The sequence below is a fragment of the Pseudomonas sp. TE3644 genome (genome assembly GCF_056278815.1).
In genome coordinates, this window is sequence record NZ_JBWBQF010000001.1 from 5,093,461 (window position 1) to 5,106,122 (window position 12,662).

General features: G+C 61.4%; 12 protein-coding genes. 5 read left to right on the top strand and 7 right to left on the bottom strand.

The features are described from left to right. Positions 1 to 128: 128 nt before the first annotated feature. Entirely contained in the window at positions 129 to 1,034 is a 906-nt protein-coding gene (locus ACZ9GA_RS22465) for a helix-turn-helix domain-containing protein (RefSeq protein WP_457360693.1), read from the top strand. A 92-nt stretch (positions 1,035 to 1,126) separates the two neighbouring features. Here the strand turns inward: ACZ9GA_RS22465 and ACZ9GA_RS22470 are convergent, their stop codons facing one another. Beyond that, positions 1,127 to 1,987: a DMT family transporter gene (locus ACZ9GA_RS22470; RefSeq protein WP_457360692.1), complete on the bottom strand. Its 861-nt coding sequence runs from the start codon at positions 1,985 to 1,987 to the stop codon at positions 1,127 to 1,129. A 553-nt stretch (positions 1,988 to 2,540) separates the two neighbouring features. Here ACZ9GA_RS22470 and ACZ9GA_RS22475 point away from each other — a divergent pair. Further along, complete coding sequence (locus tag ACZ9GA_RS22475; RefSeq protein WP_457360691.1) at positions 2,541 to 2,942, top strand: heme-binding protein; 402 nt, start codon at positions 2,541 to 2,543, stop codon at positions 2,940 to 2,942. A 37-nt stretch (positions 2,943 to 2,979) separates the two neighbouring features. Here the strand turns inward: ACZ9GA_RS22475 and ACZ9GA_RS22480 are convergent, their stop codons facing one another. Together ACZ9GA_RS22480 and cysK are read right to left on the bottom strand one after the other, a co-directional pair. After that, positions 2,980 to 3,918, bottom strand: coding sequence for an aspartyl/asparaginyl beta-hydroxylase domain-containing protein (locus tag ACZ9GA_RS22480; protein ID WP_457360690.1), 939 nt, complete (start codon positions 3,916 to 3,918; stop codon positions 2,980 to 2,982). A 226-nt stretch (positions 3,919 to 4,144) separates the two neighbouring features. After that, complete coding sequence (gene cysK / locus ACZ9GA_RS22485; RefSeq protein ID WP_457360689.1) at positions 4,145 to 5,119, bottom strand: cysteine synthase A; 975 nt, start codon at positions 5,117 to 5,119, stop codon at positions 4,145 to 4,147. A 124-nt stretch (positions 5,120 to 5,243) separates the two neighbouring features. Here cysK and ACZ9GA_RS22490 point away from each other — a divergent pair, with 124 nt between their 5' ends. The 3 genes from ACZ9GA_RS22490 (at position 5,244) to ACZ9GA_RS22500 (ending at position 8,570) form a co-directional block, all read left to right on the top strand. Continuing rightward, entirely contained in the window at positions 5,244 to 6,320 is a 1,077-nt protein-coding gene (locus tag ACZ9GA_RS22490) for a DUF748 domain-containing protein (RefSeq protein WP_457360688.1), read from the top strand. A 215-nt stretch (positions 6,321 to 6,535) separates the two neighbouring features. Beyond that, complete coding sequence (locus ACZ9GA_RS22495; protein ID WP_457360687.1) at positions 6,536 to 7,381, top strand: AAA family ATPase; 846 nt, start codon at positions 6,536 to 6,538, stop codon at positions 7,379 to 7,381. A 10-nt stretch (positions 7,382 to 7,391) separates the two neighbouring features. Beyond that, complete coding sequence (locus tag ACZ9GA_RS22500; RefSeq protein WP_455924294.1) at positions 7,392 to 8,570, top strand: vWA domain-containing protein; 1,179 nt, start codon at positions 7,392 to 7,394, stop codon at positions 8,568 to 8,570. A 118-nt stretch (positions 8,571 to 8,688) separates the two neighbouring features. Here ACZ9GA_RS22500 and ACZ9GA_RS22505 read toward each other — a convergent pair whose 3' ends face one another. The 4 genes from ACZ9GA_RS22505 to ltrA form a co-directional block, all read right to left on the bottom strand. Then, positions 8,689 to 9,216, bottom strand: a complete 528-nt coding sequence (locus ACZ9GA_RS22505; protein WP_457360686.1) for a DUF2937 family protein — start codon at positions 9,214 to 9,216, stop codon at positions 8,689 to 8,691. 11 nt (positions 9,217 to 9,227) lie between these two features. Further along, positions 9,228 to 10,004 carry a class II glutamine amidotransferase gene (locus tag ACZ9GA_RS22510; protein WP_027977086.1) on the bottom strand — a complete coding sequence of 259 codons (777 nt, stop codon included), beginning with the start codon at positions 10,002 to 10,004 and terminating at the stop codon, positions 9,228 to 9,230. Positions 10,005 to 10,022: 18 nt separating this feature from the next. After that, positions 10,023 to 10,529, bottom strand: a complete 507-nt coding sequence (locus ACZ9GA_RS22515; RefSeq protein WP_457360685.1) for an MFS transporter — start codon at positions 10,527 to 10,529, stop codon at positions 10,023 to 10,025. Between the two features lie 96 nt (positions 10,530 to 10,625). After that, entirely contained in the window at positions 10,626 to 12,332 is a 1,707-nt protein-coding gene (ltrA, locus tag ACZ9GA_RS22520; protein WP_457360684.1) for a group II intron reverse transcriptase/maturase, read from the bottom strand. Between the last annotated feature and the right edge of the window lie 330 nt (positions 12,333 to 12,662).

Consider the following 12,662-nt stretch of genomic DNA (forward strand, 5'->3'; position numbering starts at 1 on the left):
TTGCACGGCGTGCATGGGGCATGTCTTCCCCTGTTACGCGTTCCCTTATATCTTGCTTAAGCGTCTTATAACCATCTATCCATTTTACGCACGCCTACATGCACCACAATGGTGCGCCAGGTTATCGCATGAAAGAGCCTTCCACGCTTCACGTCCAGGCCTTCAATACCGGCAGCTTTGCCGAGCAGATCCGCGCCACCCCCGGCTGGGTGCAGGATTACCAGCAGATGTCGCCGGGCCATTTCCGTGGCCAGATCCGCTACCTGGACCTGCAGGGCGTGGAAATTTACGAAGAAGGCATGAACACCCGCGTGGAGCAGCACTTCAACGCGCCCAAAGGCTCGCTGGCGTTCTGCTTCGACCTGAGTGAGCAATCGCTGTACCTGCTCAATGGCGAAAGCCGCAACATCTGGATCACCCCGGAGAACTACCGCGAAGTGGCCGTGGTGTTCGGCCCGCAATTCGTGCGTGACCATGGACTGGACAGCGCCCGCTTGCAAGGCCTGTTCATGGCCCCGCTCAGTTGCCGGCAGAACAGCCTGTTCACCCGCTGGCTGAGCAGCACCCTCACGCGCTTGGCCCAGACCGAACAGGCGCCTGACCGTGAAGCGCTGATGGCGCAGTTGCTCGACGATTGCCTGTTCATTCTCGACAACGCCTCGGTGGGCCTGGACGGCAGCGCCCTGCACCGCCGCGCGGCCGAGCGGCGCATCATGAAGCGGGTGTTCGAATGGGCCGCCGATGTGCCGGATGAGACGTTGAACCTGGTGGAGCTGGCCAACGTCGCCGAAGTGTCGCTGCGCCAGTTGCAGCAGGCGTTCAAGGCCTACACCGGGATGGCGCCGGCGCAGTGGCTGCGGCTAAAGCGCTTGAACAATGCCCATCGCGAACTGCTGACCGCCCAGGGCAGCGCCACCACGGTAGCCGAGGTGGCGATGCATTGGTCGTTCTGGCATTTGGGGCGGTTTTCCAGCAGCTATCGGGCGTTGTTTGATGAGTTGCCCAGTGAGACGCTGAAGCGTAAAAACCTGTAGCCGCTGCCGCCAGGCTGCGCTGGCCCTGTGCCCTACTGGAGATCTTCAGCGTATTTGAGGGCCAGCGCAGCCTGGCGGCAGCGGCTACAGGGTCAGGCCTTGCGAAACACGAACACCAGCCCCAGCACGATCAAGCCCATCCCGCCGATACTCAGCAACGCCAACCGGTTACCAAAGATCAGCCAATCCATGATCGCCGTCACCGCCGGCACCAGGTAGAACAGGCTGGTCACGTTCACCAGGTTACCCCGCGCAATCAACCGGTACAGCAGCAAGGTCGCCAGCACGGAGATCACCAGCCCCATGTACAGCACCGGCACGTAGAACCCCAGGCTGTGCTCGATATGGAACGGCTGGCTGGGCGTGAACACTGCACACAGCAACAGACCCGCCGCGTATTGCACCGGCAGCGTGCCCAGCGGCTCGTGGGTGATGCGCTTCTGCATCATCGAGCCCAGCGTCATGCACAGCAGCGCCAGCACCGCGAAGAGCATGCCGAGCATCGACATGCCGGCCATGCTGATGCTCTGGAACACCACCAGCACCAGGCCCGCCAGGCCCATCACCAGGCCGAGCAGACGGCTCGGGGAAAACCGGCGCTCCATCAGCACCACCGTGAGGATCGGTTGAACACCCATGACCGTGGCCATCACCCCGGGGGTGACTTTCGAGCTCAGGGCCAGGATGTAAAAGCTCTGGTAGGCGCCCAACAGCACCAGCCCCGTGGCGAAGGCGTACCCCAGGCCCTTTGCTGTGGTGGGCAAGCGCAGCTTGAGCACGGGGATCAACAGCACCAGCGCCGTCAGGGCGATGGCGAAGCGGCACAGCAGGAAAGCGAAGGCGGAGGCGTGGGCCAGGCCCCATTTGGAGAAAATGGCAGCGCTGCTCCACAGCAGCACGAACAGCGTCGCCGTAGCCGCCGAGGCCACGGATTCTTTCGAAAAGGCAAACATGTGATGCACCTGTCATTCGGGCCAATCAAGGCCAGCGCGGCTAGATAGCCGGATTCAGTGTTTTGATGTGCGGGTCAGACCGCAGAAACAACGCCAGCAACGTGCGCAACGACTGCACACACAAGCGTCTGAACGACAGGAGGGGGGTATTGGCCGAGCATGGCCGGCTGCTGATTCACGCGCGGCGCGCCGACAGCGTGAGCTGTGCGCGGAGTGCGGGTGAGGGAGCAGGAGATGGCCATGGGTGACTCGTGTTCAAAGGTTGCAGGACTATAACCATGCCGAGCTGATGCTGACAAGCGTGATGTCAGGGCGATGGGTAGCCTCTGTAGCAGCTGCCGAAGGCGGCGTCGGGCTCACACGGTGCATCAGGTAGACCGCGGCGCCTGTGACGCGACCTGGCGGCCGCTGCTACAGCAGGTCGGTCACGCTGGGGTTAATCCCTCTAGCCCAGGCATCGCGGCCGCAGTGATAAGTCGTCATTCATGGGACAAAGCATCCCGCCCCGTGTGAAGATAACGGCCGACGCCCCACCCAATAAAAGGACTGATCGATGCGTACCAAAGCCGTACTGGGCCACACTGAAACCACGCGAATCCTCGCCGCTGCCCGCGCTGAAGCACAACAGAACGACTGGGCGGTGAGCATCGCCGTCGTCGACGATGGCGGCCACTTGCTGGCCCTGGAACGCCTGGATGGCGCCGCCGCCAGCACTGCCTACCTGGCCCCGGAAAAGGCCCGCACCTCGGCCATCAGCGGCCGCGAGTCGAAGTACTACGAAGAGCTGGTCAACAACGGCCGCAACTCGTTCCTGTCGGTGGACATCATGACTTGCCTGGAAGGCGCAGTGCCGATCATCCACGACGGCCAGGTGATTGGCGCAGTCGGCGTATCGGGTGTGAAGTCGGAATTTGACGCCCAGATCGCCCGCGCCGGCGTTGCCGTGCTGGGTTGAGCAAAGAGGCCCCGGCCGAACGGCCGGGGCACAGGGCTTAGCCGAACAGCCAGTAGCCCAGGGCTGTCAGCACCACCACCGCCAGCACTGGCCGCAGCACGCGGTAGGCCTTGGGGTTGGCGCGCTTGAATTTCTTCACCTTGCCGGCAATGCCGTCGCTGAAGCGCTTGCTCCAGGCGTAGGCCTGGTTGATGCCGCCCACGCGTTCTTCGTCAACGTTCTGCGGCGCCGTGGCGCGGCCCAGGAAGGCGCTGACGGCGCGGTTGACGCGGCCCATCAGGCGGCTGCTCAGTGGACGCTCGACGTCACAGAACAGAATCACGCGAGTGAAGTCGGTTTCGTTCTTGACCCAGTGCACGTAGGTCTCATCGAACATCACGTCTTCGCCATCACGCCAAGCGTACTCCTGACCATCGACGAAGATGCGACAGGCGTCGGAGTTCGGCGTCGACAGGCCCAGGTGGTAGCGCAGCGAACCGGCAAAGGGGTCACGGTGCGGGTTCAGGTGGCTGCCGCCCGGCAGCAGCGCGAACATCGCGCCCTTGACGTTGGGGATGCGGCTGACCAGCTCAACGGTCTTGGGGCACAGGGCCACGGCCGACGGCAGGGGCTGGTCGTACCACTTGAGGTAGAAACGCTTCCAGCCCTTTTTGAAGAACGAGCCGAAACCGGCGTCGTTGTTCTTCTCGGCGGCGCGGATGTAGCCCTCGTCGAACAGGTGCATGGCCTCTTCGCGAATGACTTCCCAGTTGTCCTTGAGCAGGTCCAGCTCGGGGAATTTGCTGCGGTCCAGGTACGGCTTGGACGGCACGGCGGAAAACAGGTACATCAGCGCGTTGTACGGCGCGAAGAACGCGGAGTGGTTGACGAACTGGCGCAGCACCGGCAGGCGCGCCTTGCCGCGCAGGTGCACGTAAAGGATGCTGCAGACGAACAGCATCAGCACCGCAAGCTTGACGGTGAGTGAAAGGGTCATGCAACAACTCCTTGAATGGGCAGTCCGCCATGATAAACCCTGGGAGGCTGGCTAAACAGCCGCTCCGGACGAGATTCATTATTGCGCGGCGCGCAAGGACGGCACTTGAGCCAGATCAACGACCTGAAACGACGTGGGAGCGGGCTCTGCCCGCGAAAAGAACACCGCGGTGGCCTTTTCGCGGGCGGAGCCCGCTCCCACAATCTGAATCGAGGGCAGTGCAGCTTTACTGCTGGTTCTCAGCCTCGGTGAACAGGTCGGCAAACAGCATGCTCGACAGGTAGCGCTCACCCGAGTCCGGCAGGATGACGACGATGGTCTTGCCCTGCATTTCCGGCTTTTCGGCCAGGCGCACGGCGGCGGCCATCGCCGCACCACAGGAGATGCCACACAGAATGCCCTCTTCCTGCATCAGCCGTAGGGCCATGGCCTTGGCTTCGTCATCACTCACCAGTTCTACCCGGTCCACCAGCGACAGGTCGAGGTTTTTCGGCACGAAACCGGCACCGATGCCTTGGATCTTGTGGGGGCTGGGCTTGATCTCTTCACCGGCCATGGCCTGGGTGATGACCGGTGAGCCGATGGGCTCCACGGCAACCGAGAGGATCGATTTGCCCTGGGTTTTCTTGATGTAGCGCGAAATGCCGGTAATGGTGCCGCCGGTACCCACGCCCGCCACCAGCACGTCCACCGCGCCGTCGGTGTCGTTCCAGATTTCCGGGCCGGTGGTTTTCTCGTGGATCGCCGGGTTGGCCGGGTTGCTGAACTGCTGCGGCATGAAATACGTTTCAGGGTTGGCGGCGGCCACTTCCTCGGCTTTCTCGATGGCGCCCTTCATGCCCTTGGCCGGCTCGGTCAGCAGCAGCTCGGCACCCAGGGCCTTGAGCACTTTGCGGCGTTCGATGCTCATGGACGCCGGCATGGTCAGCACCAGTTTGTAGCCACGGGCAGCGGCGACAAAGGCCAGGCCAATACCGGTGTTGCCCGAGGTGGGCTCGATGATGGTCATGCCAGGCTTGAGCCTGCCGCTGCTTTCCGCCTCCCAGATCATGTTGGCACCGATGCGGCACTTGACCGAATAGCCCGGGTTGCGCCCTTCGATCTTGGCCAGCACGGTCACACCGCGCGGCGCGATGCGGTTGATCTGCACCAGCGGCGTGTTGCCGATGGAGTGCGCGTTGTCAGCGAAAATACGGCTCATGGCAGGAGGTCCTTATGCACCAGCGTAAAAATCCAAGGGTAAGCCTGGCAGCCGGGTGAGTCCAGTGCGAACGGATGCGGCGGCCACGGGTCAATCCCTGTATACGGTCCCGGACATGCGCATCATGAAACGTCGCTACAGTTGGCCCCTCGGCGTGCTGGCCACCCTGGTGGTGCTGCTGATCGCCCTGCACATTGCCCTACCCTACGTGGTGCGCAATTACCTCAACGACAAGCTGGCCGACATGGGCGCCTACCGCGGCCACATCGCCGACGTCGACCTGGCCCTGTGGCGCGGCGCCTACAAGATAAATGGCCTGGAAATCGTCAAGGTCGATGGCAAGGTGCCGGTGCCGCTGTTGACCGCACCGCTGATCGACCTCTCAGTAAGCTGGGGCTCGCTGTGGCATGACCATGCGGTGGTGGCGAAGGTACTGTTCGTCAAACCGGAGCTCAACTTCGTCGACGGTGGTGCCAACAAGCAGGCTTCGCAGACCGGTGCCGGCACCGACTGGCGGGCGCAGATGAACAAGCTGTTGCCGTTTACCCTGAACGAGGTGCGCGTCGACGATGGCACCATCACCTTCCGCAATTTCAGTTCCAAACCGCCGGTCAAGCTGACGGCCAACCAGGTCAATGCCAGCCTCTACAACCTCACCAACGTTGAAGACAAGCAAGGCAAGCGCGACGCCCGCTTCGAGGGTCGCGCCCAGTTGTTCGGCCAGGCACCGCTGGAGGCCACTGCCACCTTCGACCCGTTCAGCAACTTCGAAGACTTCCAGTTCCGCCTGCGTGCCACCGGCGTGGAATTGCGCCGGGTCAACGACTTCTCCAGCGCCTACGGCAAGTTCGACTTCAACGCCGGCACCGGCGACGTGGTGATCGAGGCCCAGGCGAAAAAGGCCCAACTCACCGGCTACATCAAGCCGCTGCTGCATAACGTCGAGGTGTTCAACTGGCAGCAGGACGTGGAGAACAAGAACAAGGGCTTCTTCCGCTCGGTGTGGGAAGCGATTGTGGGCGGCACTCAGACGTTGCTCAAGAACCAGAACAAAAACCAGTTTGCGACCCGAGTGGAGCTCAGTGGCAGCGTCCATCGCCAGGACATCAGCGCCCTGGAGGCCTTCTGGGAAATCCTGCGCAACGGCTTTGTGCAGGCGTTCAATGCCAAGTACGAGCAGGCGCCGCCAAAAGAAGGCTAACCCCTGTAGCCGCTGCCGCCAGGCTGCGCTGGCCCTCACCCACGCTGAAGATCCCCAGCGAGGCACAGGGCCAGCGCAGCCTGCGGCAGCGGCTACGGGCAATCGGCAAGCCGGTGTTCATTCAGCGACTGAATAATAGTGCTGCGTTCACATTCGACCGAGTGCCGCGTTATAGTCGCATTCATAACAAATCGCTCAAATCGAGGGTAAGCAGAATGAAGTTCGAAGGCACCGCGGCATACGTCGCCACAGACGATTTGAAACTGGCGGTGAACGCGGCCATCACCCTGCAGCGCCCCTTGCTGGTCAAGGGTGAGCCCGGCACCGGCAAGACCATGCTGGCCGAGCAACTGGCCGAGTCCTTCAACGCCCGCCTGATCACCTGGCACATCAAGTCCACCACCAAAGCCCACCAGGGCCTGTACGAGTACGACGCGGTCAGCCGCCTGCGCGACTCGCAGCTGGGCGTGGACAAGGTGCACGACGTGCGCAACTACCTGAAGAAAGGCAAGCTGTGGGAGGCCTTCGAGTCCGAGGAGCGGGTGATCCTGCTGATCGACGAAATCGACAAGGCCGACATCGAGTTCCCCAACGACCTGTTGCAGGAACTCGACAAGATGGAGTTCTACGTTTACGAGATCGACGAGACCATCAAGGCCAAGCAGCGCCCGATCATCATCATTACCTCCAACAACGAAAAAGAGCTGCCCGACGCCTTCCTGCGCCGCTGCTTCTTCCACTACATCGCCTTCCCCGACCGCACCACGCTGCAGCAGATCGTCGACGTGCACTACCCCGACATCAAGAAAGAGCTGGTCAGCGAGGCGCTGGACGTGTTCTTCGACGTGCGCAAGGTACCGGGCCTGAAGAAAAAGCCCTCCACTTCCGAACTGGTGGACTGGCTGAAACTGCTGATGGCCGACAACATCGGCGAAGCCGTGCTGCGCGAACGCGACCCCACCAAGGCGATCCCGCCGCTGGCCGGCGCCCTGGTGAAGAACGAGCAGGACGTGCAACTGCTGGAGCGCCTGGCGTTCATGAGCCGTCGCGGCAACCGCTGAGGGCCTTGCCATGCTGCTCAACCTCTTCAACGAGATGCGCGCCGCCAAGGTGCCCGTCTCGGTGCGCGAACTGCTGGACCTGATCAACGCCTTGCAGGCGCGGGTAACGTTCGCCGACATGGACGAGTTCTACTACTTGTCGCGGGCGATTCTGGTCAAGGACGAGCGCCATTTCGACAAGTTCGACCGCGCCTTCTCGGCCTATTTCAATGGCCTGGAAAAGCTCGACGATCATTTACAGGCACTGATCCCCGAAGACTGGCTACGCAAGGAGTTCGAGCGCAGCCTGAGCGACGAGGAGCGCGCGCAGATCCAGTCCCTGGGCGGCCTGGACAAGCTGATCGAGGAATTCAAGAAGCGCCTGGAAGAACAGAAGGAACGCCACGCCGGCGGCAACAAGTGGATCGGCACCGGCGGCACCAGCCCGTTCGGCTCAGGCGGCTACAACCCCGAGGGCATCCGCGTGGGCGATGCCGGCAAGCGCCAGGGCAAGGCCGTGAAGGTGTGGGACCAGCGCGAGTACAAGAACCTCGATGACCAGGTGGAACTGGGCACGCGCAATATCAAGGTGGCCCTGCGCCGCCTGCGCAAGTTCGCCCGCCAGGGCGCGGCCGACGAGCTGGACATTGATGGCACCATTGACCACACCGCCCGCGACGCCGGGCTGCTGAACATCCAGATGCGCCCCGAGCGGCGCAACACCGTGAAGCTGCTGTTGCTATTCGACATCGGCGGCTCGATGGACGCCCACGTGAAGATCTGCGAGGAACTGTTCTCGGCCTGCAAGACCGAGTTCAAGCACCTGGAGTACTTCTACTTCCACAACTTCGTGTACGAGTCGGTGTGGAAGAACAACATGCGCCGCACGTCCGAGCGCACCTCTACTCAGGATCTGCTGCACAAGTACGGGCCGGACTGGAAGGTGATCTTTGTCGGTGACGCGGCCATGGCGCCCTACGAAATCACCCAGCCGGGCGGCAGCGTCGAGCACTGGAACGAGGAAGCCGGGTATGTGTGGATGCAGCGGTTCATGGAGAAGTACAAGAAGCTGATCTGGATAAACCCGTACCCCAAGGATACGTGGGGGTATACGGCGTCGACCAATATCGTGCGTGAGTTGATCGAGGATCAGATGTATCCGTTGACCTTGCGAGGGCTGGAAGAAGGGATGCGTTTTCTCAGTAAATAAAGCCCCGTAGCCGCTGCCGCCAGGCTGCGCTGGCCTGTGTGAACCCTGAAGATGTCCAGTGAGGCACAGGGCCAGCGCAGCCTGCGGCAGCGGCTACGTGAATTGCATCAAGACGCGCCTAGCGCCAATGCTCAGGCACTTCGCCCTTGTACTTGCGCACCCCATACAGCGTCCAGGCCGGCAGCATGATCAGGCATTCCAGCACCAGCGCCAGAATGAACGCCACCGCCACGCCCCAGCCAATGGCCTCGGGCACCAGCAGCACCTGGTAGGTGTAACCGTTGAGGGTTTCCTGGCTGATCTGCGGGTCGGCGGCGCTGATCACGTGCCAGTCACGCACCCACCACGGGCCTTGCAGGGCCATCCACTCGGCATCCAGCGCCTGCTGACGGGTGATCAGCGCGCTAACGCTCTGACCGTCATTCTGGAACACCGGGTCAGTGCTTTCGCGGTAATGCGCCACCAGCGCCTGCAGGTCGCCATTGAAGAACTTGTCGGCGCTGTCCTGGAAGCCGCGCAGGCTTGTCTGCGCTTCCATCAGGTGCGCTTCCACGCGGTGCGCGTAGTCGTTGATCAGGCCGGGCACCTGGACGCCCAGCAGTAAACCGACAGCGAACAACACCAAACGCAGGTAACTTCGCAGCATGTGAGGGGTTCCTAGTCTGTGGTGCCCTGGAGTACGCACTCACCGCGACGCCACAAGGCCCACTGGCCCGGTTCGTAGCAGTTCCAGGTTTCATTGGCGGTCAGCGGTTCGGTGGTGATTACCGATACCACGTCGTTGGGGGTGGTCTCGGCCTGGAAGTCGACGGTCACGTCCACGTCCTTGAGCCGGGCCGGGCCGAACGGCGCGCGCCGGGTGATGTGCGCCAGTTTCGTCGAGCAGAAGCAGAACAGCCAGTCGCCATCGCTGAGCATGCCGTTGAACACGCCCTTGGAGCGGTAGTGGGCGCAGGCTTCGACCAGGGTGGGCAGCAGCGCTTCGATCTCCACCGGCTCGGGGAAGGCTTCGCGCACGCGGTTGAGCAGGTCGCAGAAGGCCGCTTCGCTGTCAGTGTCACCCACCGGGCGGTAGAACGTGGCGGCCGGGTTGAAGTCCGCCAGCTGGCCGTTGTGGGCGAAGCACCAGTTGCGGCCCCACAGTTCGCGCACGAAGGGGTGGGTGTTGGACAGGCAGACCTTGCCGACGTTGGCCTGGCGAATGTGGCCGATCACCACTTCGCTCTTGATCGGGTAGCGCTGCACCAGCTCGGCCACCTGCGACTCGCTGCTGGCGGCCGGGTCCTGGAACAGCCGCAGGCCGCGGCCTTCGTAGAAGGCGATGCCCCAGCCGTCACGGTGCGGGCCGGTGCGGCCGCCGCGCTGCATCAGCCCGGTGAAGCTGAAGACGATATCGGTCGGCACGTTGGCACTCATGCCCAACAGTTCACACATGGCGGCTCTCTCGCAGGGTTACAGGCGTGGCTCGACGCGCATGCGCCCGGCAGGGCTGGGCGGCGTTGGAGTCGGCGGCGTGCGGCCGTAGCGGTCGCCCGCGCCGAACGGCTCGTCGGGCTCGTCGCGACGCTGGGCGTCGGCCTTGGCCTGGGCTTGCTCGCGGGCAGCCTGCTCGGCGCGGCGGGCGCGGCTGCTGCGTTCGATGGGCCAGCGAATCAGGGCGTAGATGACGTACAGCACCAGCGCCACCAGGCTGTACATGGCCAGGTCCGACATGGCCGGCAAGGCGTGGCCGGCATCCTTGAACAGGATGTCCAGGCCGGTCATGGCCACGGCCGGGGCAAACATGCCCTTGCCCGGGTCAACGACCGTGGGGGTAAACAGCACCACCGCCATCACCAGGCGCAGTGGCTGGCGCAACCAGCGCCAGATCCAGGTGGTCAGGCGCAGCCATACCATCAGGCAACCGAAGGCGGCGAAGGCGTAAATACCCCAGGCGAGGAAATAGTCGTTCTCGGTCATGGTGTCCGTGGCAAGGCAGGCAAGGCGGGTAGAGACAGGCCATTACTGGCCTGCCTCCCCCTAAGAACCGTACGTGCGCCTTTCAGCGCATACGGCTCAAGTCTTAAGTAAGCCCCTTGCAGGGGCCGGCTTGGTCACTGTCAGTCCACGTACGTGAAGCTGTTGGTGACAATTAGGGTGCAATAGTACTCGGTTATCAAGGGTGTCTCCACCACCTCGAGTGCGGTGGAGGATGTGATGGTCATGCCACCCCGTTTCCTTGGTAATCGGTTGCTTGCACAGCAGACACACCCCTTTCTGGGATTGGTAAAGGTTGAGGATCTGCTTCCGGTACTTCAGCTTTTTCAGCATCCGCTCCATACGCAGCTTCTCCCCCATCTCCTCCATGGATGGATCGAAGGGGTTGTAATCCCCGCTCACCTTCCTGTGTCGCTCGATCGCCGTACTCGCTAGCAAGTAAAGCGCGACTTCCCGTCTTGCCCCGTCGTCCTTGATCGACGTGGTGGCGAACATCCAGCTTCTGCTGCCTTGTGGTCGGAAGTACTTCCTTCCGATCCACTCCAGTGACTTCCTAGGATGACGCCGTTTGGCCCAACGCCAAAGAATGTGAAACAGCAAATTGTCCATACGGCTATACGCCTGCTTGGCTACCACAGGCTGGTGATACTGCGCCCAGCCTTTCAAGATGGGATTCAACACTCGAATCAGGTTTTCCTGCTTCGCCATCTTGTTGGTGTCGATGACTTCCTTAACCTTGCGATAGAACGATTTAACGTTCTTCTTGCTTGGCTTGATCAGAAGCTTCCCTTCGTATTTGCGGAAGTTCCAACCCAGGAAATCAAAGCCTTCGTCTATGTGTAAAACCCGCGTTTTCTCGAGTGATAGCTGCAGCCCTCTAACCGCCAGGAACTGCTCCACCCAAGGTCGGATCGTTTCTTCCAGAACCTCTTGCGAAGCTCCGGTGATCACGAAATCATCCGCGTAGCGCACCACATTGATCTTCAGCTTCTTGGCTTTCGTTATGCCCAGATACTGCTTGAGCTGTGACTCCAGACCATCTAACACCATATTTGCCAAGGTTGGCGAGATGATCCCGCCCTGTGGCGTACCGGCATCCGTTGCCTGTAGCTGGCCTCTATGAATCACGCCAGCTTTCAACCATTTGTGCAAAACTTCCCTGTCGGTAGGAACATTGGTAAGCAGCCATTCATGGTTAATGTGATCAAAACAGCCTTTAATATCCGCCTCCAACACCCATTGGGCCGAGGCCTTCTTGGATAGGCAGACAAATAGCTGACCCATTGCGTCCGCAGTAGATCGTTCGATCCTGAAGCCGTAGCTGTTTGGGTCTCCCGTTGTCTCTGCGATGGGCGCCAGAGCAAGCAGATACAGCGCCTGCATTGCTCTATCAGTCATGGTAGGAATGCCCAACGGGCGCTCCTGTCCATTTGACTTCGGGATGAACACACGCCGAAGAGGCCGTGGTTTGTATCCGTGACGCCTCAACCTACTTACCGCTTGCCATTTGGTATCGGGTGTATCCCAAAGCTCACGATCGACTCCCGCCGTACGCTTACCTTGGTTTTCAGTGACTCTTCGCACGGCCAGGTATCTGGCCGAACGTGATCGGGTCAACATCCGTTGCAGGGCTTTGACCCTGCGCCAGTTACCTTCCCGACAAGCCTTCGCAATCCGTATCTGCATCGCCCGTACGGTGCGCTGTACACGCCACCAATCGATGTCGTGCCATTGCTGCGCAACGCCAGAAGGCGCAGACACGGCTATTTGGCTGTGCTCTAACATGCTGCCTTCCTCTCAAATTTCCTGAGCGAAAGACGTGCACGTCCCTGACGGGAGTGGACGCCCCCGACAGGGTTGGGTGTATGGAAAATCCGTTACGGCTGGATTTCTAAGTATATTGAGACAGGTTAACTCAGCATTCATGCGATAAAAGACCACACAGAAGTCTGCCCGGTTTCCCGTGGGGTGATGTTTCAACCCCTATCCGAATCATTACAATTCGGCATTCGCTTTTTCTGCGATCCCATACCCGCATGGCCAACAGATCACCTTACGGCTTTCCTGCCCGAAGGCAGCCATACGGGCTTACCACGTTCCCTATCTGTCACACGA

Coding starts and splice junctions, on each gene's coding strand:
- ACZ9GA_RS22465 (WP_457360693.1), top strand. CDS start 129: ATGAAAGAGCCTTCCACGCTTCACGTCCAGGCCTTCAATACCGGCAGC.
- ACZ9GA_RS22470 (WP_457360692.1), bottom strand. CDS start 1,987: ATGTTTGCCTTTTCGAAAGAATCCGTGGCCTCGGCGGCTACGGCGACG.
- ACZ9GA_RS22475 (WP_457360691.1), top strand. CDS start 2,541: ATGCGTACCAAAGCCGTACTGGGCCACACTGAAACCACGCGAATCCTC.
- ACZ9GA_RS22480 (WP_457360690.1), bottom strand. CDS start 3,918: ATGACCCTTTCACTCACCGTCAAGCTTGCGGTGCTGATGCTGTTCGTC.
- cysK (WP_457360689.1), bottom strand. CDS start 5,119: ATGAGCCGTATTTTCGCTGACAACGCGCACTCCATCGGCAACACGCCG.
- ACZ9GA_RS22490 (WP_457360688.1), top strand. CDS start 5,244: ATGAAACGTCGCTACAGTTGGCCCCTCGGCGTGCTGGCCACCCTGGTG.
- ACZ9GA_RS22495 (WP_457360687.1), top strand. CDS start 6,536: ATGAAGTTCGAAGGCACCGCGGCATACGTCGCCACAGACGATTTGAAA.
- ACZ9GA_RS22500 (WP_455924294.1), top strand. CDS start 7,392: ATGCTGCTCAACCTCTTCAACGAGATGCGCGCCGCCAAGGTGCCCGTC.
- ACZ9GA_RS22505 (WP_457360686.1), bottom strand. CDS start 9,216: ATGCTGCGAAGTTACCTGCGTTTGGTGTTGTTCGCTGTCGGTTTACTG.
- ACZ9GA_RS22510 (WP_027977086.1), bottom strand. CDS start 10,004: ATGTGTGAACTGTTGGGCATGAGTGCCAACGTGCCGACCGATATCGTC.
- ACZ9GA_RS22515 (WP_457360685.1), bottom strand. CDS start 10,529: ATGACCGAGAACGACTATTTCCTCGCCTGGGGTATTTACGCCTTCGCC.
- ltrA (WP_457360684.1), bottom strand. CDS start 12,332: ATGTTAGAGCACAGCCAAATAGCCGTGTCTGCGCCTTCTGGCGTTGCG.